Here is a 22,457-nt window from a genome sequence, read left to right as displayed (position 1 = left end):
ATATGACACAGGATTTACAGAAAAGAACCTTGTTTGCAGGGATTGCCCTGGCTATTTTCCTACCAATTTTAATGATTGGGGGCCTCTTGCTTCAGATAGCAATTGGAATCATAGCCATGCTAGCCATGCATGAACTTTTGAAGATGAGAGGTCTAGAGACCATGACGATGGAGGGCCTATTGACCCTCTTTGCAACCTTTGCCTTGACCATTCCCTTGGAGAATTACCTGACTTTTTTGCCAGTTGATGGGAATGTGGTTGCCTATAGTGTTTTGATTTCAATTATGTTAGGAACGACTGTTTTTAGCAAGTCTTATACGATTGAGGACGCTGTTTTCCCTCTTGCTATGAGTTTCTATGTAGGCTTTGGATTTAATGCTTTACTAGATGCTCGCGTTGCAGGGTTAGATAAGGCACTATTAGCCTTGTGTATCGTCTGGGCGACAGACAGTGGTGCCTATCTTGTTGGGATGAACTATGGTAAACGAAAGTTAGCTCCGACAGTTTCTCCAAATAAAACCTTTGAGGGTGCCTTGGGTGGTATTTTAGGTGCGATTTTAGTAACTATTATCTTTATGATAGTTGACAGTACAGTTGCTCTTCCGTATGGAATTTACAAGATGTCAGTCTTTGCTATTTTCTTTAGCATTGCTGGACAATTTGGTGATTTATTAGAAAGTTCGATCAAGCGTCACTTTGGTGTCAAGGATTCTGGGAAATTTATTCCTGGACATGGTGGTGTTTTGGATCGTTTTGATAGTATGTTGCTTGTATTTCCAATTATGCACTTGTTTGGACTCTTTTAATCAAAAGACGGAGGAAATACTATGCTCGGAATTTTAACCTTTATTCTGGTTTTTGGGATTATTGTAGTGGTGCACGAGTTCGGACACTTCTACTTTGCCAAGAAATCAGGGATTCTAGTGCGTGAATTTGCCATTGGCATGGGACCCAAGATCTTTGCTCATATTGGCAAGGATGGAACTGCATATACCATTCGCATCTTGCCTCTGGGAGGCTACGTTCGCATGGCCGGTTGGGGTGATGATACAACTGAAATCAAGACAGGAACTCCTGTCAGTTTGACGCTTACTGATGATGGTAAGGTTAAACGCATCAATCTTTCAGGTAAAAAATTAGATCAAACAGCCCTCCCTATGCAGGTGACCCAGTTTGACTTTGAAGACAAGCTCTTTATCAAGGGCTTGGTTCTGGAAGAAGAAAAAACATTTGCAGTGGATCACGATGCAACGGTTGTGGAAGCAGATGGTACTGAGGTTCGGATTGCACCTTTAGATGTTCAATATCAAAATGCGACTATCTGGGGCAAACTGATTACCAACTTTGCAGGTCCTATGAACAACTTTATCTTAGGTATCGTTGTTTTTTGGATTTTAATCTTTATGCAGGGTGGTGTCAGAGATGTTGATACCAATCAATTCCATGTCATGCCTCAAGGGGCCTTGGCTAAGGTAGGAGTGCCAGAAACGGCCCAGATTACCAAGATTGGCTCACATGAGGTTAGCAACTGGGAAAGTTTGATTCAGGCTGTGGAAACAGAAACCAAAGATAAGACGGCCCCGACCTTGGATGTGACTATTTCTGAAAATGGTAGTGACAAACAAGTCACTGTTAGTCCGGAAGAAAGTCAAGGCCGTTACCTTCTAGGTGTTCAACCGGGGATTAAGTCAGATTTTGTATCTATGTTTGTAGGTGGTTTTACAACTGCTGCTGACTCGGCCCTCCGAATTCTCTCAGAACTGAAAAATCTGATTTTCCAACCGGATTTGAACAAGCTAGGTGGACCTGTTGCCATCTTTAAGGCAAGTAGTGATGCTGCTAAAAATGGAATTGAGAATGTCTTGTACTTCTTGGCAATAATTTCCATCAATATTGGGATTTTTAATCTTATTCCGATTCCAGCCCTGGATGGTGGTAAGATTGTGCTCAATATCCTAGAAGCCATTCGCCGCAAACCATTGAAACAAGAAATTGAAACCTATGTCACCTTGGCCGGAGTGGTCATCATGGTTGTCTTGATGATTGCTGTGACCTGGAATGACATCATGCGACTCTTTTTTAGATAATCGAGGAATATTATGAAACAAAGTAAAATGCCTATCCCAACGCTTCGCGAAATGCCAAGCGATGCTCAAGTTATCAGCCACGCTCTTATGTTGCGAGCTGGTTATGTTCGCCAAGTTTCAGCAGGCGTTTATTCTTACCTACCACTTGCTAACCGTGTGATTGAAAAAGCTAAAAACATCATGCGCCAAGAATTCGACAAGATTGGTGCCGTTGAGATGTTGGCTCCTGCCCTTCTTAGTGCAGAATTGTGGCGCGAATCAGGTCGTTATGAAACTTATGGTGAAGACCTTTACAAACTAAAAAACCGTGAAAAATCAGACTTTATCCTAGGTCCAACTCACGAAGAAACCTTTACAGCTATTGTCCGTGATTCTGTTAAGTCTTACAAGCAATTGCCGCTTAACCTTTATCAAATCCAGCCTAAGTATCGTGATGAAAAACGCCCACGTAATGGACTACTCCGTACACGTGAGTTTATCATGAAAGATGCTTACAGTTTCCACGCTAACTATGATAGCTTGGACAGTGTTTACGATGAGTACAAGGCTGCTTATGAGCGTATTTTCACTCGTAGTGGTTTAGATTTCAAGGCTATCATCGGTGACGGTGGAGCCATGGGTGGTAAGGATAGCCAAGAATTTATGGCTATTACACCTGCTCGTACAGACCTTGACCGATGGGTTGTTTTGGACAAGTCAGTTACCTCATTTGATGAAATTCCTGCAGAAGTGCAAGAAGAAATCAAGGCAGAATTGCTTAAATGGATGGTTTCTGGTGAAGATACCATTGCTTACTCAAGTGAGTCTAGCTATGCTGCTAACTTGGAAATGGCAACAAACGAGTACAAACCAAGCAACCGTGTCGTTGCTGAAGAAGAAGTGACTCGTGTTGCAACACCAGATGTTAAAACAATCGATGAAGTTGCCGCCTTCCTCAACGTTCCAGAAGAACAAACGATTAAAACCCTCTTCTACATGGCAGACGGTGAGCTTGTTGCCGCCCTTCTAGTTGGAAATGATCAGCTTAATGAAGTTAAGTTGAAAAACCACTTGGGAGCAGATTTCTTTGACGTTGCTAGCGAAGAAGAAGTGGCAAATGTTGTTCAAGTAGGATTTGGTTCACTTGGCCCAGTTGGTTTGCCAGAGAATGTTAAAATCATTGCAGATCGTAAAGTGCAAGATGTTCGTAATGCAGTTGTGGGTGCTAACGAAGATGGCTACCACTTGACTGGTGTGAACCCAGGTCGTGATTTTACTGCAGAATATGTGGATATCCGTGAAGTTCGTGAGGGTGAAATTTCACCAGACGGACAAGGTGTCCTTAACTTTGCGCGTGGTATTGAAATTGGTCACATCTTCAAACTTGGCACTCGCTATTCAGCAAGCATGGGAGCAGATGTTTTGGATGAAAATGGCCGTGCTGTGCCAATTATCATGGGATGTTACGGTATCGGTGTCAGCCGTCTCCTTTCAGCAGTGATGGAGCAACACGCTCGCCTCTTTGTTAACAAAACGCCAAAAGGTGAATACCGTTACGCTTGGGGAATCAACTTCCCTAAAGAATTGGCACCATTTGATGTGCACTTGATCACTGTCAATGTCAAGGATGATGAAGCGCAAGCCTTGACAGAAAAGCTTGAAGCAAGCTTGATGGGAGCTGGTTACGAAGTCTTGACAGATGACCGTAACGAACGTGTTGGTGTTAAATTCAGCGACAGCGACTTGATTGGATTGCCGATTCGTATCACTGTTGGTAAGAAAGCAGCCGATGGCATCGTAGAAGTGAAGATTAAAGCGACTGGTGACACTATCGAGGTTCATGCAGATAACTTGCTTGAAACGCTTGAAATCCTCAGCAAGAAATAAAAACTATAATCAGAAGAAAAACAAGGAAAAAATGTAACTAGTTTTTACCTTGTTTTTTCTGTATAATGGGAAAAATGAGTAGATAAAGAGGTAAATGTATGCTAAGATTTCCAAAGGATTTTGTCTGGGGATCCTCTACTTCTGGGCCACAGACAGAAGGACGTATAGCTGGTGACGGTAAGGGAGATAATCTATGGGATTATTGGTACCAAGTGGAGCCAAATCGTTACTATAATGGGATTGGTCCAGATAAGACATCGACCTTTTATGAAAATTGGGAAAAGGATATTGAGCTTTTGGTAGAGACTGGGCATACAGCCTTCCGAACTTCTATCCAGTGGTCTCGCATTTTCCCACAAGGCCGTGGAGAAGTCAATCCTCAAGGGGTAGCTTTCTACCGTCAGGTCTTTGAAGCTATTAAGGCCAAAGGGATTCGTCTTTTAGTGAATCTTTATCATTTTGATTTGCCTTTTGCTCTTCAAGAGGATTGTGATGGTTGGGAAAATAAGGTGACTGTCTCAGCCTATGAAAACTTTGCTCGTTTTTGTTTTGAGACTTATGGAGATTTAGTGGATCAATGGATTACCTTTAACGAGCCAATCGTTCCAGTAGAATTTGGCTATTTTTACGATGCCCATTATCCACATAAGGTGGATGCAGAGGCAGCCGTTAAAGTAGCTTATCATACACAATTGGCCAGCAGTCGGGCGGTTAAGGCCTGTCATGAACTCTTGCCTGATTCCAAGATTGGGATTGTCCTCAACTTGACACCGGCTTATCCACGTAGCCAGCATCCTGCTGATGTCAAGGCTGCTCGTATTGCGGACCTTTTTCAGGCCCAATCTTTCTTAGATCCGTCCGTTTTGGGTACTTATCCACAGGAATTGGTAGAAATCTTGCATGAACACGGTCTCTTGCCTGATGCTACAGAGGAGGAGTTGGATCTCATTCGTGACAATACGGTGGACTTCCTTGGTGTCAATTACTATCAACCTTTGCGTGTTATGGCTCCTCGATTTGCTAAGCATCCAGAGAGTCCACTCTTGCCAGAACATTTTTATGAGCCTTATGTGATGCCTGGACGTAAAATTAATCCTCACCGTGGCTGGGAGATTTATGAGCAAGGGATTTATGACATTGCCCAAAATATCAAGGAAAATTATGGCAATATTGAGTGGATGTTGACAGAGAATGGTATGGGTGTTGAAGGAGAAGAAAAATTCCGTGAGAATGGAATGATTCAAGATGATTACCGTATTGACTTTGTAAAAGGTCATCTTCGCGAACTGCACCGTGCCATTGAAGATGGAGCCAATTGTAAGGGCTACTTAATTTGGACCTTTATTGATTGCTGGTCATGGCTTAACAGCTATAAAAATCGCTATGGTTTGGTCGAATTAGACTTGGAAACGCAAGAACGTCGTCTGAAAAAATCAGGGCACTGGTTCAAGGAATTAAGTGACAATAATGGATTTTAAAAAGGACTCTGACTGATGATTTTAATTGGTCAGAGTTTTTTGCTAACAGGAGCGTAATTTGAACTATACCAATTTTTACTCTTGACAAGTGAAAGAAACAAGTATATACTGTTTTTGCTGATTCTATAAAAGAGGAATTAGACTATACCAATTTTAAGGAGAAAGCACAGCTGGTCTGTGTCGTATATACTATGTGTGGAATTGTTGGTGTTGTTGGAAACACAAATGCAACTGATATTTTGATTCAAGGGCTTGAAAAGCTCGAATACCGTGGCTATGATTCTGCGGGAATTTTTGTCCTAGGTGGTGCTGAAAATCACCTAGTCAAGGCTGTAGGTCGTATCGCAGAATTGTCTGCTAAAACAGCTGGTGTTGAGGGAACAACTGGTATCGGACATACTCGTTGGGCAACTCATGGGAAACCAACGGAAGATAATGCTCACCCACACCGCTCTGAGACAGAACGTTTTGTTTTGGTGCACAATGGGGTGATTGAGAACTACCTTGAAATCAAGGAAGAATACCTTGCAGGTCACCACTTCAAAGGGCAAACAGATACGGAAATAGCCGTTCACTTGATTGGAAAATTTGCGGAAGAAGAAGGTCTCTCAGTTCTTGAAGCCTTCAAAAAAGCTCTTCATATTATCCGTGGTTCTTATGCCTTTGCCTTGGTTGACTCACAAGATCCTGAAGTCATCTACGTAGCTAAAAATAAATCACCACTTTTGATTGGTCTTGGAGAAGGCTATAACATGGTCTGCTCAGATGCTATGGCTATGATTCGTGAAACCAACCAATACATGGAAATTCATGACCAAGAGTTGGTAATCGTCAAGGCTGATAGTGTGGAAGTTCAAGACTATGATGGAAATCGTCGTGAGCGTGCTAGCTACACTGCTGAACTTGACTTGTCAGATATCGGTAAGGGAACTTACCCTTACTACATGCTCAAGGAAATCGATGAGCAACCGACAGTGATGCGTAAGTTGATCCAAGCCTACACAGATGAGGCTGGTCAAGTAGTAGTAGACCCAGCTATCATTAAGGCTGTTCAAGATGCAGACCGTATCTACATCCTTGCAGCTGGAACATCTTACCACGCAGGATTTGCTTCTAAGAAGATGTTGGAAGAATTGACTGATACACCAGTGGAACTTGGAATCTCATCTGAGTGGGGCTATGGTATGCCACTTCTCAGCAAGAAACCACTCTTCATCTTTATCAGCCAATCTGGTGAAACAGCGGATAGTCGTCAAGTTTTAGTCAAGGCTAATGAAATGGGAATCCCAAGCTTGACAGTGACAAACGTCCCAGGTTCAACTCTTTCTCGTGAAGCTAACCATACTATGCTTCTTCATGCAGGTCCTGAAATTGCCGTGGCATCAACCAAGGCCTATACAGCGCAAATTGCAGCCCTTGCCTTCTTAGCAAAAGCAGTCGGAGAAGCAAATGGCAATGCTAAAGCGCAAGCCTTTGACCTGGTTCATGAGTTGTCAATCGTAGCTCAGTCTATCGAATCAACTCTTTCAGAGAAAGAAAACATTGAAGCCAAGGTTCGTGAGCTTCTTGAAACAACTCGCAATGCCTTTTATATTGGGCGTGGTCAAGATTACTACGTAGCTATGGAAGCAAGCCTTAAACTCAAAGAGATTTCTTACATCCAGTGTGAAGGCTTTGCGGCAGGAGAACTCAAGCATGGAACCATTGCCTTGATTGAAGAAGGAACACCTGTCTTGGCGCTCTTGTCAGATCCAGTCCTTGCCAATCATACTCGTGGAAATATCCAAGAGGTCGCAGCCCGTGGTGCCAAAGTCCTCACTATCGCAGAAGAAAATGTTGCCAAAGATACAGACGACATCGTCCTTACGACTGTACACCCTTACCTCTCACCAATCTCAATGGTTGTGCCAACGCAATTAGTCGCTTATTTTGCAACACTCCACCGTGGCCTTGATGTGGACAAACCACGTAATCTTGCTAAATCAGTAACGGTAGAATAAGCTAAAAAAGTCTAGTTATCTAGGCTTTTTCTTGTGAGCAAATGGGTTGCTTGTACTCAAGATTCGTGTTATACTCTTCGAAAATCAAATTCAAACCACGTCAGCTTCACCTTGCCGTACTTAAGTACAGCCTGCGGCTAGCTTCCTAGTTTGCTCTTTGATTTTCATTGAGTGTTAGAATAATTTGTCAAAATGAAGGACCGAAATAGACAAGGAGAATTACTGTGGTAGAATTGGGAATTTCAACATTTGGGGAAACAACGGAGCTTGAAGGGACTGGACAGACTTACAGTCATGCCGAACGCATTCGCCAGTTGCTGGCAGAGATTGAACTGGCTGACAAGGTTGGTTTGGATGTGTATGGGATTGGTGAGCACCATCGAGCGGATTTTGCGATATCTGCGCCAGAGATTGTTCTGGCAGCTGGGGCAGTCAATACCAAGAAGATTCGTTTGACCAGTGCAGTCAGCATTCTCTCAAGTATGGATCCGATTCGATTGTTCCAACAATATGCCACTATCGATGCTTTGTCAAATGGACGTGCGGAGATTATGGCCGGAAGGGGTTCTTTCACGGAATCTTTTCCCTTGTTTGGCTATGATTTGAAAGACTACGAAGCTCTTTTTGATGAGAAATTAGACTTGCTTCAATTAGTCAATGAAAAGATAAAACTAGATTGGCAAGGTCGATTGACCCAAACAATCTCTGGCAAAGAAGTTTATCCTCGTCCAGTTCAGGACAAATTGCCCTTGTGGATAGCGACAGGTGGTCATGTCGAATCAACTGTGAAGATTGCTCAGGCTGGTCTACCGATTGTTTATGCTATTATTGGTGGCAATCCGCGTTATTTTAAAAAGTTGATTCAGGCTTATCGTGAGATTGGAAGCGAAGCGGGTTATGCCAGTCAGGAACTAAAGGTTGGAGCTCATTCTTGGGGTTGGATTGCTGAAGATGGTGAGCAGGCTGTAAAAGATTATTTCCATCCGACTAAGCAAGTGGTGGATGCTATTTCCAAAGACCGTCCGCACTGGCAGGAATTGCGTTATGAGCAATATTTGGAGCAAGTTGGGCCAAATGGTGCTATGTTTGTGGGCAATTCAGATCAGGTGGCCGAAAAATTGATTCGCATGATTGAAGACTTAGGTTTGGATCGCTTTATGTTGCACCTACCTCTTGGTTCTATGCCTCATGAACAAGTCCTGAGAGCTATTGAACTCTTCGGTACACAAGTTGTACCCAAAGTACGGGCTTATTTTGCCATGAAAGAGGCTTAATAAAAAATCCTAATCAGGCTGATAAAAAATCTATATAACAACTATTTTAAAAAAGCAATAAACAGAAAAGAATCTCTGAAAAGCTAGTAAAATCAAGCTTTCCAGAGGTTTTTTTCTCTATTGATATAAACAATCTCAATCAAGTCGATAGTCAATATATATTGGGAAAAGGTCAAAAGGAGTGGTAAGATGGTTTCAATCCAAATGGAAGGAGAAAAGTATGACAAGTAAAAGAGAGCTAGTTTTTAAAGCCATCCGAGGAGAAGAGGTGGAACGAGTTCCTGTAGGCTTTTGGTTTCATTTTGTAACACTGGAGGAAAAAGGGCAAGGTTTAAATAACCCACGTATCTTTCAAAAAAGTGTAGAGGGACATCGGAAGTACGTTGAAAGAATTCATCCTGATTTTGTCAAAATGATGAGTGACGGATTTTTCATTTATCCAAGTAATGTCTACAGTCCTTTGGTTTCAAGTATTCAGGAGCTGGCTTCTATTGAGTCGATTGGTGAAAACCATCCTTGGATTCAGCAACAAGTAGAAGTGGTAGAAGCTATTCGAGCAACCTTCACTGAGGACATTGCTTCATTCTACAATATCTTTTCTCCGATTTCCTACCTGAAACGTTGGTTTCGTACAGAGACTTCTAGAGGTGATAAGGAGGTTGCTAATCTATTACTCGAAAATCCAGAGCTATTCAGGGAGATTTTAGATGTAATAGCTGAGGATATCGCAATCCTAACCAAGGCAATCATTCAGTATGGTGGAGCAGATGGGATTTACCTCAGTACACAAGAAATTCAGGATGAGCGCATCACAGCAGAATTGTATCAGACCTATATTGAGCCAAGCAACATAAAGGTTTTAGAAGCTACCAATCAGGTAGGTGGGGTAAATATCCTGCATATCTGCGGTTTCCAAGGTGCCAGTAACAATGTGACTATTTTCAAAGATTATCCAGCCCAGGTTTTCAATTGGGCAACCCACCATGAAGCAGTCAGTTTACCTCAAGGTCAGGAGCTATTTCATGGCAAAGCGGTCTTGGGTGGTTTTGAAAATGGGAAGCAGAGCCTGCTTTATGGAGGTAGCAAGGCTAAACTACAAGAGGAAACCAAACGCTTGTTAGCTGAGGCTGGGACTAGAGGGGTCCTTCTTGGAGCGGATTGTACAGTTCCAGATGACTTTGAATTAGAAAGATTGGACTGGATTCGTCAGGCTGCTATTTTAGAATAGGAGGGCCTTATGAAAAGAAAAAAGTGGCTATTGGCAGGGATGGTCCTTGGCTTTGTCATCCTACTTGCGATTAGTATTACCAAGGGATTTAATTGTAAGGAAGGGTCAAGATGTCATGGGATTCAGGATTTTCAGAAGGGAAGTCTTCCTTTTATTCAAACCAATGATATTGCCAGTGTTTTATTAGTCGAAAAAGAAAGAAATGGAGAATAGAGATGTCAGAAAAAAGAGAATGGGTTTTAAAAGCATTTAGAGGAGAAGTGGTTGACCGTGTACCTGTAGGTTTTTGGCACCACTTTACATCAGAAGAGGAATGGTTAAAGGGATTTTCCAATCCTGTGATTATTGAAAAGAACATACAAGGTCACAAACAATTTATCCGTGAACTAAATCCAGACTTTATCAAGTTGATGAGTGATGGCTATTTTGCTTATCCAAATCCAGTTATTGCCAAAGGGAAGTCACTCCAAGAGCTGGCGGAGATTCAACCTCTGGGTGAAGATCATCCGTGGATTAGAGAGCAGGTAGAATTAGTGAAGAAGATTAAGCAGGAGTTTACGGAGGACATTGTTGCTATTTACAATATTTTTGCGCCTGTGACCTACCTCAAATGGTTACTTGGAGAAGTGTCTGGTGGAGATGATCTCATTGCAGATTTCTTAGTTCAAGATTCTCAGAAATTGAAAAAAGTCCTTGATGTGATTGCGCAAGATATCGCTAGCTTGAGTCAAGCTATTATTAAAGATGCAGGAGCAGACGGTATTTATCTCAGTGTGCAAAGTATTCAGGATGCGCGTGTTTCTGCTGAAGCCTATCAGGAGATTATTGCACCGAGTGAACTGACTGTTTTAAAAGCGGCTAAGTCGGTTGGTGGGGTAAATATCCTTCATATCTGTGGCTATGAAGGAGCTCGAAACGATATTCATATCTTTGCCGACTATCCAGCTCATGTTTTTAACTGGGCAGTTGGTCCAGAAGGAATTAGCCTAAAAGAAGGTCGTGAGATTTTCAAGGGTCGTGCTGTTCTGGGAGGATTTGAAAACGGTAAAGATGGCCTTCTTTATCGAGGCAGTAAGGAAGAAATTCAAGCTGAAACCAAACGATTGGTAGAAGAAACAGGAAAAGAGGGCTTCATACTTGGAGCAGATTGTACCATTCCGAGTGATATTGCAGTGGAGCGTATCCAGTGGGTGAGAGAGGCATTAGATAAATAAAGGAGAAGAATATGAGTAAGAAAACATGGATTATTGGTGGAGTTGCGGTTGCGGCAGTGCTTGGAGCAACGATTATTGGTAGAACTTTGGCGGGAGCATCTGCTAAAGGTGCAGATGCAGTTTCATCTGGACAAGTAACAACTTTAAAAGTTGCCCATACTCAAAACTATGTCCCTTATGATTTTATTGACGAAAAAGGGGAATCAGATGGTTATGAAGTCGCTGTTTTAAAGGCGGTTGATGAGAAATTAGCAGATTATAAATTTGAGTATACTGGAACTAGTGATGATGATCTCTTGATTGGACTTGAGTCTGGCAAGTACGATATTGGAACTAAAGGTGCTTGGTATACAGATGAACGGGCTAAGAAATTTATTATTCCATCTGAGCCAGTAGGTGCCAGCATTATTGGTTTTACTGTTAGAAAAGAAGATGAAGCCAAATATAAGAATATTGATGATTTTGCCAAAAATAAAGGAAAATTAGTACCCATCTCTCCTCAAAATGCCCAGTGGAATGTCATCAATAGTTATAACGAGAAGCATAAGGATACACCAATTGAGTTGACAGCTGCTGAATCCTTCAAGGTGGCAGATGCTTATGCTTGGGTTTTAGAAGGACGATATGATGCCTTCTTTGATATCAAGTTGTCTTTTGAAAAAGCAGTGACAGCAGAGGATGGTTCTTACCACCAATATGCGGACAAACTTAGCTGGTTCCCTTATAAAGGAATTCCAACCTATCCATTAATTCACCGTGATGAAAAGGGCGAGAAGTTTGCTAAAGAGTATGAAAAAGCGATTAAAGAATTAAAAGAAGACGGTACTTTAGCTAAGCTTTCTCAAAAATACTTTAAAGAAGACGTCTTTAGCTACGTTGATAAAGATTAGATGAACAATCAGGCATGTTATACTCTTCGAAAATCTCTTCAAACCGCGTCAACGTCGCCTTGCCGTAGGTATGGTTACTGACTTCGTCAGTTCTATCCACAACCTCAAAACACTGTTTTGAGCAACCTGCGGCTAGTTTGCTTTTTGATTTTTATTGAGTATTAGAAAGAGGTTTATATGGTTTCATATGATTTTTCAAGAGTGTTCCAATTTTTACCAACCTTATGGCAGGCTCTTCCTATGACCTTGTCCATTCTCTTTTTTACTACAATCCTCGGTTCCCTTTTCGGTGGCTTATTGGCTTGGGCTCAAGTGGGAGAAGATAAGACTTTTGCAGGTCTTTCCAAGGGCTATATTTTCACTCTTCGCTGTACTCCCCCCATTGTCTTACTGTTTTTAGTTTTTTATGGTTTACCTGAATTTTTAAAATGGTGGCTGAATTTAGACATCAACAACTGGTCTAAGACGGTTTTCGTCTTATTCACCATGGTCTTACTATTTGCGGCTATCATTGCAGAAGTATTTAAGGCGTCCTATCAGGCAATTCCCAAAGGTCAGATGGAGGCTGGAGTCAGTATTGGTCTGACCCCTAGTCAGACATTTTGGAGAATCATTTTTCCTCAGGCTTTTCAAGTGGCTCTTCCAAATATGACGACCGCTATTCTAAATTTGATGCGGGACGCTGCCCTAGCCTATACGATTGGTTTTGTGGATGTCATGGGGGCTGGGAATCTCTTAATCAGTCGCAATTTGGGGAATTACTCTCTTGAAACCTATACAGCGGTTGCCATTCTTTATTGGGGTGTAGCTTTGGCTGTTTCCTTCTTGAGTCGCTTGTTAGAAAAATCTTTGGAAACGAAAGGGAGATAGGATATGGATTTAGACTATATTGCAAAAACCTTTTTAGAGACCTTAAAAGGGGTACCGACCACCTTGATTATCATGATTGTAGCCATGGTCTTAAGTTTTCTACCAGCCTTGTTTTTAGCTCTGGGACAAATATATAAAGTCAAAGGTGTTCGAACTTTCTCGCTCGTGTATCTAGCTTTTATAAGAGCAACACCTCCGATTTTGCTGATTCTTTTCTTTTATAGTTTGTTTCCGAGTTTGCTCAATCAATTTCTCAAAAGCATAGGAAGTGATGTTGACATCTTTAAACTCAATCCGATCTATTATGCTTTTATTATCTATAGCCTGATGACAACAGGTAGTTTATCAGAAATCTTACGTTCGGCTATTTTGACTGTGGATAAGGGACAATTAGAAGCTGCACAAGCGATTGGCTTAACCACTAGTCAAGCTTATGTGAGGATTATTTTTCCACAGGCCTTGCGATCAGCTCTGCCCAATCTGGCTAATCTAGTTATAAATATTGTAAAAGGAACCTCTTTGGTTTTTGTGATGACCATTAAGGATATTACAGCCATTGCCCGTGTTGAAGCATCTTATGGTTATCAGTATTTTGAATCCTATTTTGTGATCTTTTTACAGTACATTCTTATTTGCGGATTGATTCAATGGGGCTTTTCAATCTTAGAGAAACGCTATATTCGAAGAGAACAGGGACAAGTGGTGCCCCGTACAGGTTTAGCATAGGAGGAGACAATGTTACAAGTAGAACATGTTGCAAAAAAATTTGGAGACAGACAAGTCCTAGAAGATGTTAATCTCAAGGTCAACCAAGGGGATGTGGTTGTAATATTGGGGCCATCTGGATCAGGTAAAACGACTTTTCTCAGATGTCTCAATCATTTAGAAAAAGCCGATAGTGGCTCTTTGAAGCTTGCTGACAAAGACTACGATCTTGGCAAATTGACCAAAAAAGATATTTTAGAAATTCGCCAGAAGACAGCCTTCGTTTTCCAACATTATAATTTATTTGCTAATAAGACCGCCTTGGAAAATATTTTAGAGGGCTTGGTAATTGCTCGGAAAATTCCTAAGGAAGAAGCAACCAAACGTGCGGAAGCTGCCTTAGAAAAAGTTGGTTTACTAGCTTATAAAGATTATTATCCTTCTCAGCTTTCTGGAGGCCAGCAACAACGAATTGGCATTGCGCGTGCCATCGCTGTGAAACCAGAGGTCATTTTATTAGATGAGCCGACATCGGCCTTGGATCCAGAGTTGGTAGGAGATGTTTTAGATGTTTTAAAACAGTTAGCTAAAGAAGGAGTTACTATGGTAGTAGTGACTCATGAGATGGGTTTTGCCAGAGATGTAGCCAACCATGTCATTTTTATGGATGGTGGGAAAATTGTTGAAGAAAATAATGCCCATGATTTCTTTAGTCGTCCAAAAGAAGAAAGAACCAAGCAATTTTTGGCACGAATACTCTCGGATGCGACCTATAGTGTGGAATATATGATTTGACAGATAGGATTATCAGGGCAAAAATTAATCCCCCGAGCTTTAATGCTTGGGGGATTGTTCTATAGGAGGGCTAGTTTAGTTCTCTTTTTTGTTTTTTAGTAAGAACCCGAGACCTAGAAGGGCAAGGAGACTAATTCCTGCAAACAGGAGTTTGTGATCGTTTTTGGTTCCTGTATTTGGAAGTTCAGCTTGTTTAGCTAGAGGCGCAGGTATATTTTCCTTGCTAGGGTTTTCTACTGATTCGTTTTGAACAGCTTCACTTACAGATGATGCTTGTGCTTCTTGTGCTGGTTGTTCAGCTTGTGAATCAGCTGTAGCTTGGCTAGGTTTATTTTCTGCATCAGCTACTGTTGCAGATGGTTTAGTAGAATCAGGTTTAGTTTGTGGAGCTGGAGTTTGCTGTTCCTGTTTGACTACTCGGTTCGACATATTGTCTTGGCTGTTACTTTGACCGTGTTCTTGTTTTAAGCTAGCAAGGTCAAATTCTGGTTTTTCTTCCACAGCTGGGGCAACAATGGCACCGCCTTGAGAGACTCGAAGAACAGTAGCTGTAAGGGCATTTAATTTCAAGCCTTTTTCAGTCCACTCAAGTCCTTTCGGGTTGGCAATTCCGACTGGCCCTGCTTGGTTTTCATCTGCTAAAACTTCAGCATTTCTGAGATGTGCAAAGGCAGTTCCCAAATTAAATTCGCGAGCTTTTTCGTCCGCATTGACAAAGACTGCGTAGATATCTCCGTTTGGAGCAGTGATTTGGTAGCCAATTACCACGTCCTCTTTTGCCACACCATTTTGGCCTGGAACAGTGATGAGGTGGACACGGTCTTTGATATCTTGGAGACTCTTAAGTCGGAAGGCATCTGTAGATTGACGAAGGGCAATCAAACCTTTCATATAGTCACGGCTCTTGACATTTTCAGGATATGCTTTTCCATCTGTAGCCTTAGTCCAGTCAAATTTGTTGACAGCATCACTCGAATCGTAAGAGTCATGGATGAAGTAAGGATAGTCAAATGGATTGCCGTCCTTATCACGCAACAAGTGAGATTTGTTTGGAACCTTGTCCTCTGCTACTGGAGTCTTGTAGGCTGGGTCACGGAATTGTTTGGTACGTCCATATTCCTGACCAGAGTGGATAAATGGAGTTCCTTGAGCTGTCAAGACCATGAGGTTTCCAAGTCTCAAACGACGGTGGATTTCAGCATAGTTCTCAGCTTTGCTTGGATCTTTTTTGATAGATTGGGCGATGATGTCAAAGAGGGTCAAGTTATCATGGGCTGCGATGTATTGGATGACATCTCCAGGGCTGTCAGCTTCAAAGTTGGTTGGTTGAGCAATGATATTTTTGAAGATGGTGTTGATATCACGCTTGCCACCTGTGATAAAGGCAGGTTGACCTTCGTTTGGATAACCAGACTTGAGGTTGTTACGGATGTCATCTGAGAAGACAGCGACAGTATCGGTATGTTTCATCCAATCTTGGTCAGCAGCTTTAGTAGGCATATTTTCATCACCAGCATAGGTTCTCCAACCTTCACCAAGCATGATTAAGTGTGGATTGAGGGCGCGTGCAGCCTTGTACGCTTCTTCGATAGAAGCGGCATCATGGTCTCCCATCATATCGAAGCGGAAGCCATCCACTTTGTAGGTATCAACTAGATATTTGATAGAGTCAACTAGGAGTCGTTTGGTCATATGGTGGGTTGTTCCCAAGCGTCCACCACCAAAGCTAGTGCGAGGTGTCCCATCAGCATCCATAAAGTGATAGTAGTTTGGCTCTAGGTCTTCAAAGATATCGACTTTGGCTGTGTGGTTATAAACGACATCAAGGATGGCTCCCATGCCACGTTTGTGGATCTCGTTGATGAGATTTTTGAATTCTGCGATTCGTTTTTCTGGATTCTTAGGATTGCTTGAGTACATACCAGTCAATGAGAAGTAGTTTTGAGGGTCATATCCCCAGTTGTAGTTGCTGTTGCTTGAAGCATAGTCAGACAAGCGTTCATGGTTTTTCAATTCATTGACAAAGTAGTAAGACAAGACTGGAAGGAGCTGGATGTGGGTCACACCTAAGTCTTTGAGATAGTCTAGTTTTTCAATAAAGGCTTCAAAGGTACCAAATGGTTTTGTCAAGTCTTTTGCGATAGCGGGATCTGAAGTGAAGTCACGCACATGAGCTTCGTAGATAACGGCATCTTCACGAGTCTTGAAGTTGTGAATCTTACCATAAGTCAAGTCTTGAGGTCCTAGTTTGGCTGGATCTACAAAGGCGGCTTTAGCCACTTTATGGGAAGCGTCTGTTTTTGCAAGATCACTATTCCAAGCAGCGAGGGACTTAGCGTAAGGATCGAGTGCAAGAACAGTTTTACCTTGACGTTCAATTTGGTATTGATAATAGTAGCCAGTGAAATCTGTGATTCCTAATTTATTTGTGCTATCTAGAGTTTGTTTCCAAGTTCCTCTTTCCCCTTTTTCAAGAGCGACAGTTCCAACCACTTTTTCAGGGTCATTCTTGTCGTAGACAACGACAGAAACCTTATCAGCACTTGGTGACCAAAGGGTTAAATCAACCTGTTTTCCTTCTTCTTTTAAGTCAGCTCCAAGTTTGCCATCATAACTGTATGTCTCATCTTTAAGTCGCCAGCTTGTTTTGGTAGTGAATTGGTCGGAATTGTAGCTAACAGTATATGGATGTTTTGTGTCCGAGAAATCTCCGCTGTAGGTCACTTTCTTACCAGCTTCATCTATTGCAACATCAGTAATAGCTACTTTGTTTCCTAGGTGATTAGTGATGTTAGAGTGTTTGAGGATATCCTCTTTTTTAGCACCGACAAGTGTTGAAAAACTACTCTCAATGCTAGAAGTACCTACGTGTTGGGCTCCTGTCATGCGGATATCGTGCACATAGTAGGGGTTGGTGTAGATGGTTTCATCATCGTCTTTGAGGAAAATTTGGCTATGATTTTTTAAATCTGTGAACTTATAATCTTCTTTACGGATTTTCACATCGTCTCCTTGTTTGTTTCTGTCTAGTAATAAAAATCCAAGGTCTTTAGCTGCATCTTTGAGTGGAATATCGATATAGCGACCATATTTGCCTGTAGCCGTAAAGTCTGTTCCATTAGGCCATTCACCACTACTTGGCTCTTTCACATCTCCCCAGTACCAGAGAGACTTCTTGTCATAGTTGCCATCTGTGCGGTAGTAGTTGACACGAATAGTTCCTGCAGGCTGTGGTTCGTAAGAGAAAACCTTGTTATCTTGGTCCAACCAAGCCTCATTCATCTTTGGTGCCAGTTTTTCTACTGATTTATCGCCGGTTAGATTTTTCCCAGCTGTATTATTGATGAGGAAGCTAATTTTCTTGGCTTGTTCTCCCTTTAATTTGACATCTAGGTAGTAGCCATAGTCATCTTTTTTGGCATCCTTAAAGGACAAGGCTCCGTTAGGCCAGTTTTCAGATGGTTTTTCAACATCGTCCCAAGTCCATAGTCCTTGAGCATCCTTGTTTTCTTCAGGAAGCTTTTTGACATGGATACGGAAGTAGTTGTCTTCTATTGGTTCTTCTGCCTTAGTTTCAGTCGTTACTGGACTCGTAGAAGTAGTTGGTTCACTTGAACGATCTTGTCCGGTTTGTGGGGCTGAATCGGCGGGAGTTGCAGCAGGAGTAGTTGGCTCTGTTGCAGGTTTTTCTTCTGTTTTCTTTAGGGAAGCGTTTGCACTATCGGGTGAAGAAAAATCGCTTTCGTTCTTGCCAGCGATGTTTGTTGCATCAGTAAGAGGTTGAGTAAGGGAGGTCGTATTTCTGTTGCTGGGTTCGTTAGTGGTTGGTGTATTTTCGTTTGCTGAGATAGTTGGTGTAGCCATGGCAAGCAGAATAAGGCTTGCTCCAATAAGGACAGAACCAGTTCCATTTTTGAGGGAACGGATACTGTAAACCATTTTTTTCTCAGTGTGAGATGGTATTTTTCTCATAATGATTCTCCAATCAATGAATTTCTCTATCAGTATAGCACTTAGTAAAATAAGATGCAAGCGTTTTCCTAAAATTAAAATAAAAGAAAAAATCGCAACAAATTTTGTTACGATTAAGCCAGTATTTCTTATAGGAAAAGATTTTGTCAAAAAATCGTTAATCCCCTTGAAAAATCTAGCTAAATAGGGTATAATATGAATAATCATTTGTCGTAGGTTTTGTCTGAAATATTGTCCAGACAAGGCTCACAGCAGTTAAATCTTCTGAAGAAGTCAGATTTAGCTGCTCTTTTTGTGCTTTTTTTCAGGATTTCGCGTGTTTGTAACAAAGACTTAAAGATTCTGAAAATTCATCAAAAGGACACGGTGATAGGGGTTTTAAAAACCATATGACGATTAGAAAAGCCTGATTGACAAGGCTTGGAACTTATTTACAAAGGAGAATCATCTTGGCAGGACATGACGTTCAATACGGGAAACATCGTACCCGTCGTAGTTTTTCAAGAATCAAAGAAGTTCTTGACTTACCAAATTTGATTGAAATTCAAACTGACTCATTCAAAGATTTCCTAGACCATGGTCTTAAGGAAGTGTTTGAAGATGTATTGCCAATTTCAAACTTCACAGACACAATGGAGTTGGAATTTGTTGGATATGAAATCAAGGAACCAAAATATACGCTAGAAGAAGCTCGTATTCACGATGCTAGCTACTCAGCACCAATTTTTGTAACCTTCCGCTTGATCAATAAAGAAACAGGCGAAATCAAAACCCAAGAAGTTTTCTTTGGTGATTTCCCAATCATGACTGAAATGGGTACTTTCATCATCAATGGTGGTGAACGTATCATCGTATCTCAGTTGGTCCGCTCACCAGGTGTTTACTTTAACGATAAAGTTGATAAAAACGGTAAAGTGGGCTACGGTTCAACTGTTATCCCTAACCGTGGAGCTTGGTTGGAACTTGAAAGTGACTCAAAAGATATCGCCTACACTCGTATCGACCGTACTCGTAAGATTCCATTTACGACCTTGGTTCGTGCTCTTGGTTTCTCAGGTGATGATGAAATCTTTGATATCTTTGGTGATAGCGAATTGGTTCGTAATACTGTTGAAAAAGATATCCACAAGAATCCAATGGACTCTCGTACAGACGAAGCCTTGAAAGAAATTTACGAACGCCTTCGTCCAGGTGAGCCTAAGACTGCTGAAAGCTCACGTAGCTTGCTTGTAGCTCGTTTCTTTGACCCACGTCGTTATGACTTGGCAGCTGTCGGTCGTTACAAAATCAATAAAAAACTCAATGTTAAAACACGTTTGCTTAACCAAACTATTGCTGAGCCATTGGTAGACCCTGAAACAGGCGAAATCTTGGTAGAAGCTGGAACAGTCATGACTCGTAGCGTGATTGAAAGTATTGAAAGCCATTTGGATGGCGACTTGAACAAGATTGTCTACATTCCAAATGATGCAGCCGTTGTGACTGAGCCAGTTGTTCTTCAAAAATTCAAGGTTGTTGCTCCAACTGATCCAGACCGTGTTGTAACTATTATTGGTAATGCTAATCCAGATGACAAGGTTCGTATCGTCACTCCTGCAGATATCCTTGCTGAGATGAGCTACTTCCTCAACTTGGCTGAAGGACTTGGCCGTGTAGATGATATCGACCACCTTGGAAACCGTCGTATCCGTGCGGTTGGTGAATTGCTTGCCAACCAAGTACGCCTTGGACTTTCTCGTATGGAACGTAATGTCCGTGAACGTATGTCTGTTCAAGATAACGAAGTCTTGACACCACAACAAATTATCAATATTCGTCCTGTAACAGCTGCGGTTAAAGAATTCTTTGGTTCATCACAGTTGTCACAGTTCATGGACCAACACAACCCTCTTTCTGAGTTGTCTCACAAACGCCGTTTGTCAGCCTTGGGACCTGGTGGTTTGACACGTGACCGCGCTGGATATGAAGTACGTGACGTGCACTACACTCACTACGGCCGTATGTGTCCAATCGAGACACCTGAAGGACCTAACATCGGTTTGATCAATAACTTGTCATCTTACGGACACTTGAACAAATATGGTTTTGTTCAAACACCATACCGTAAAGTTGACCGTGAAACAGGTGTTGTTACGAACGAAATCGTTTGGTTGACAGCTGATGAAGAAGATGAGTTTACTGTAGCACAGGCTAATTCTCGTCTGAATGAAGATGGAACATTTGCTGAGAAAGTTGTCATGGGACGTCACCAAGGGGTCAACCAAGAGTATCCAGCTAATGTTGTTGACTACATGGACGTATCACCAAAACAGGTAGTTGCCGTTGCGACAGCATGTATTCCTTTCTTGGAAAACGATGACTCCAACCGTGCCCTTATGGGAGCCAACATGCAACGTCAGGCTGTGCCGTTAATTAATCCTAAAGCACCTTACGTTGGTACTGGTATGGAATACCAAGCAGCCCACGATTCAGGAGCTGCCGTGATTGCTCAGTATGACGGTAAAGTTACCTATGCAGATGCTGACAAGGTAGAAGTTCGTCGTGAAGATGGTTCATTGGACGTTTACCACATCCAAAAATTCCGTCGTTCAAACTCAGGTACTGCCTACAACCAACGTACGCTTGTTAAAGTTGGTGATGTCGTTGAAAAAGGCGATTTCATTGCTGACGGACCTTCTATGGAAAATGGAGAAATGGCGCTTGGACAAAACCCAATCGTTGCCTACATGACTTGGGAAGGTTACAACTTCGAGGATGCTGTTATCATGAGCGAACGCTTGGTGAAAGACGATGTCTACACATCTGTTCACCTTGAAGAATACGAATCAGAAACACGCGATACAAAGCTTGGGCCTGAAGAAATCACTCGTGAAATTCCAAACGTTGGTGAAGATGCCCTTAAAGACCTTGACGAAATGGGTATTATCCGTATCGGTGCTGAGGTTAAAGAAGGTGATATCCTTGTAGGTAAAGTAACACCTAAGGGTGAGAAAGACCTTTCAGCTGAAGAACGTCTCTTGCACGCTATCTTCGGAGATAAATCTCGCGAAGTGCGTGATACTTCTCTTCGTGTACCACACGGTGCCGATGGTGTCGTTCGTGATGTTAAGATCTTTACACGTGCAAATGGAGATGAATTACAATCAGGTGTTAATATGCTGGTTCGCGTCTACATCGCTCAAAAACGTAAGATCAAGGTCGGAGATAAGATGGCCGGACGTCACGGAAATAAAGGGGTTGTCTCTCGTATCGTTCCTGTAGAAGACATGCCTTACCTTCCAGACGGAACTCCAGTCGATATCATGTTGAACCCACTTGGGGTGCCATCACGTATGAATATCGGTCAGGTTATGGAGCTTCACCTTGGTATGGCTGCTCGTACTCTTGGTATTCACATCGCAACACCAGTCTTTGACGGAGCAAGTTCTGAAGACCTTTGGTCAACTGTTAAAGAAGCTGGTATGGATAGTGATGCTAAAACCATCCTTTACGATGGACGTACTGGTGAACCATTTGATAACCGTGTGTCAGTTGGTGTCATGTACATGATCAAACTCCACCACATGGTTGATGATAAATTGCACGCGCGTTCAGTCGGACCTTACTCAACCGTTACTCAACAACCACTTGGAGGTAAAGCTCAGTTTGGTGGACAACGTTTCGGTGAGATGGAGGTTTGGGCTCTTGAAGCCTACGGTGCGTCAAATGTTCTTCAAGAAATCTTGACTTACAAGTCTGACGATATCAACGGACGTTTGAAAGCTTATGAAGCCATTACAAAAGGAAAACCAATTCCAAAACCAGGTGTTCCAGAATCCTTCCGAGTTCTTGTCAAAGAATTGCAATCTCTTGGTCTTGACATGCGTGTCCTTGACGAAGATGACCAAGAAGTGGAACTTCGCGACTTGGATGAAGGAATGGACGAAGATGTCATCCACGTAGATGACCTTGAAAAAGCCCGCGAAAAAGCAGCACAAGAGGCTAAAGCAGCCTTTGAAGCTGAAGAAGCTGAGAAAGCAACAAAAGCGGAAGCAACAGAAGAAGCTGCTGAGTAAGAAAAAGCAGTTCACTTAGAATA

The 22,457-nt window shown here is 42.1% G+C and carries 15 protein-coding genes; 14 read left to right on the top strand and 1 reads right to left on the bottom strand.

The features are described 5' to 3' along the window. Nucleotides 1-2: 2 nt before the first annotated feature. The 13 genes from ADJ60_RS00455 to ADJ60_RS00395 all read left to right on the top strand — a co-directional run bounded on the left by ADJ60_RS00455 (nucleotide 3) and on the right by ADJ60_RS00395 (nucleotide 14,407). The gene (locus tag ADJ60_RS00455) at nucleotides 3-806 is read left to right on the top strand and encodes a phosphatidate cytidylyltransferase (protein WP_000189860.1); all 804 of its coding nucleotides are present in this window, start codon (nucleotides 3-5) and stop codon (nucleotides 804-806) included. A gap of 21 nt (nucleotides 807-827) precedes the next feature. Continuing rightward, complete coding sequence (gene rseP / locus ADJ60_RS00450; RefSeq protein WP_049542602.1) at nucleotides 828-2,087, top strand: RIP metalloprotease RseP; 1,260 nt, start codon at nucleotides 828-830, stop codon at nucleotides 2,085-2,087. A 12-nt stretch (nucleotides 2,088-2,099) separates the two neighbouring features. After that, nucleotides 2,100-3,953 carry a proline--tRNA ligase gene (locus tag ADJ60_RS00445; protein WP_049542600.1) on the top strand — a complete coding sequence of 618 codons (1,854 nt, stop codon included), beginning with the start codon at nucleotides 2,100-2,102 and terminating at the stop codon, nucleotides 3,951-3,953. Between the two features lie 98 nt (nucleotides 3,954-4,051). Beyond that, nucleotides 4,052-5,431: a 6-phospho-beta-glucosidase gene (bglA, locus tag ADJ60_RS00440; protein WP_049542599.1), complete on the top strand. Its 1,380-nt coding sequence runs from the start codon at nucleotides 4,052-4,054 to the stop codon at nucleotides 5,429-5,431. Nucleotides 5,432-5,622: 191 nt separating this feature from the next. Then, nucleotides 5,623-7,431 carry a glutamine--fructose-6-phosphate transaminase (isomerizing) gene (glmS, locus tag ADJ60_RS00435; RefSeq protein WP_049542597.1) on the top strand — a complete coding sequence of 603 codons (1,809 nt, stop codon included), beginning with the start codon at nucleotides 5,623-5,625 and terminating at the stop codon, nucleotides 7,429-7,431. A gap of 224 nt (nucleotides 7,432-7,655) precedes the next feature. Next, nucleotides 7,656-8,705 carry an LLM class flavin-dependent oxidoreductase gene (locus ADJ60_RS00430; protein ID WP_049542595.1) on the top strand — a complete coding sequence of 350 codons (1,050 nt, stop codon included), beginning with the start codon at nucleotides 7,656-7,658 and terminating at the stop codon, nucleotides 8,703-8,705. Nucleotides 8,706-8,925: 220 nt separating this feature from the next. Next, nucleotides 8,926-9,933, top strand: a complete 1,008-nt coding sequence (locus tag ADJ60_RS00425) for a uroporphyrinogen decarboxylase family protein (protein ID WP_080983295.1) — start codon at nucleotides 8,926-8,928, stop codon at nucleotides 9,931-9,933. A gap of 9 nt (nucleotides 9,934-9,942) precedes the next feature. Continuing rightward, the gene (locus ADJ60_RS00420; RefSeq protein WP_004256687.1) at nucleotides 9,943-10,146 is read left to right on the top strand and encodes a hypothetical protein; all 204 of its coding nucleotides are present in this window, start codon (nucleotides 9,943-9,945) and stop codon (nucleotides 10,144-10,146) included. 2 nt (nucleotides 10,147-10,148) lie between these two features. After that, nucleotides 10,149-11,147 carry a uroporphyrinogen decarboxylase family protein gene (locus ADJ60_RS00415; protein ID WP_004256690.1) on the top strand — a complete coding sequence of 333 codons (999 nt, stop codon included), beginning with the start codon at nucleotides 10,149-10,151 and terminating at the stop codon, nucleotides 11,145-11,147. An 11-nt stretch (nucleotides 11,148-11,158) separates the two neighbouring features. Beyond that, complete coding sequence (locus ADJ60_RS00410; RefSeq protein WP_023946740.1) at nucleotides 11,159-12,037, top strand: transporter substrate-binding domain-containing protein; 879 nt, start codon at nucleotides 11,159-11,161, stop codon at nucleotides 12,035-12,037. 177 nt (nucleotides 12,038-12,214) lie between these two features. After that, nucleotides 12,215-12,907 (top strand): amino acid ABC transporter permease, encoded by a 693-nt coding sequence (locus tag ADJ60_RS00405; protein ID WP_004256697.1) that lies wholly within the window; start codon nucleotides 12,215-12,217, stop codon nucleotides 12,905-12,907. 3 nt (nucleotides 12,908-12,910) lie between these two features. Then, nucleotides 12,911-13,633, top strand: coding sequence for an amino acid ABC transporter permease (locus tag ADJ60_RS00400; protein WP_033686286.1), 723 nt, complete (start codon nucleotides 12,911-12,913; stop codon nucleotides 13,631-13,633). Nucleotides 13,634-13,642: 9 nt separating this feature from the next. Continuing rightward, nucleotides 13,643-14,407, top strand: a complete 765-nt coding sequence (locus ADJ60_RS00395) for an amino acid ABC transporter ATP-binding protein (RefSeq protein WP_023946737.1) — start codon at nucleotides 13,643-13,645, stop codon at nucleotides 14,405-14,407. Between the two features lie 75 nt (nucleotides 14,408-14,482). Here ADJ60_RS00395 and ADJ60_RS00390 read toward each other — a convergent pair whose 3' ends face one another. Further along, complete coding sequence (locus ADJ60_RS00390) at nucleotides 14,483-18,379, bottom strand: pullulanase (RefSeq protein ID WP_049542590.1); 3,897 nt, start codon at nucleotides 18,377-18,379, stop codon at nucleotides 14,483-14,485. Between the two features lie 449 nt (nucleotides 18,380-18,828). On the opposite strand from ADJ60_RS00390, the gene rpoB reads away from it, so the two are divergent. After that, nucleotides 18,829-22,434 (top strand): DNA-directed RNA polymerase subunit beta, encoded by a 3,606-nt coding sequence (gene rpoB, locus ADJ60_RS00380; protein WP_049501825.1) that lies wholly within the window; start codon nucleotides 18,829-18,831, stop codon nucleotides 22,432-22,434. Nucleotides 22,435-22,457: the final 23 nt, after the last annotated feature.

Origin of the sequence: Streptococcus pseudopneumoniae (assembly GCF_001076775.1) — a bacterium.
In the GTDB taxonomy this organism is placed as follows: Bacteria; Bacillota; Bacilli; order Lactobacillales; family Streptococcaceae; genus Streptococcus; species Streptococcus pseudopneumoniae_G.
The sequence above is the reverse complement of the archived record's forward strand: the minus strand, read 5'-3'. Positions and strand labels throughout refer to the sequence as shown.

What these genes read in the sequence shown, in the direction of transcription:
- ADJ60_RS00455 (WP_000189860.1), top strand. Translation starts at nt 3, where the DNA reads ATGACACAGGATTTACAGAAAAGAACCTTGTTTGCAGGGATTGCCCTG.
- rseP (WP_049542602.1), top strand. Translation starts at nt 828, where the DNA reads ATGCTCGGAATTTTAACCTTTATTCTGGTTTTTGGGATTATTGTAGTG.
- ADJ60_RS00445 (WP_049542600.1), top strand. Translation starts at nt 2,100, where the DNA reads ATGAAACAAAGTAAAATGCCTATCCCAACGCTTCGCGAAATGCCAAGC.
- bglA (WP_049542599.1), top strand. Translation starts at nt 4,052, where the DNA reads ATGCTAAGATTTCCAAAGGATTTTGTCTGGGGATCCTCTACTTCTGGG.
- glmS (WP_049542597.1), top strand. Translation starts at nt 5,623, where the DNA reads ATGTGTGGAATTGTTGGTGTTGTTGGAAACACAAATGCAACTGATATT.
- ADJ60_RS00425 (WP_080983295.1), top strand. Translation starts at nt 8,926, where the DNA reads ATGACAAGTAAAAGAGAGCTAGTTTTTAAAGCCATCCGAGGAGAAGAG.
- ADJ60_RS00420 (WP_004256687.1), top strand. Translation starts at nt 9,943, where the DNA reads ATGAAAAGAAAAAAGTGGCTATTGGCAGGGATGGTCCTTGGCTTTGTC.
- ADJ60_RS00415 (WP_004256690.1), top strand. Translation starts at nt 10,149, where the DNA reads ATGTCAGAAAAAAGAGAATGGGTTTTAAAAGCATTTAGAGGAGAAGTG.
- ADJ60_RS00410 (WP_023946740.1), top strand. Translation starts at nt 11,159, where the DNA reads ATGAGTAAGAAAACATGGATTATTGGTGGAGTTGCGGTTGCGGCAGTG.
- ADJ60_RS00405 (WP_004256697.1), top strand. Translation starts at nt 12,215, where the DNA reads ATGGTTTCATATGATTTTTCAAGAGTGTTCCAATTTTTACCAACCTTA.
- ADJ60_RS00400 (WP_033686286.1), top strand. Translation starts at nt 12,911, where the DNA reads ATGGATTTAGACTATATTGCAAAAACCTTTTTAGAGACCTTAAAAGGG.
- ADJ60_RS00395 (WP_023946737.1), top strand. Translation starts at nt 13,643, where the DNA reads ATGTTACAAGTAGAACATGTTGCAAAAAAATTTGGAGACAGACAAGTC.
- ADJ60_RS00390 (WP_049542590.1), bottom strand. Translation starts at nt 18,379, where the DNA reads ATGAGAAAAATACCATCTCACACTGAGAAAAAAATGGTTTACAGTATC.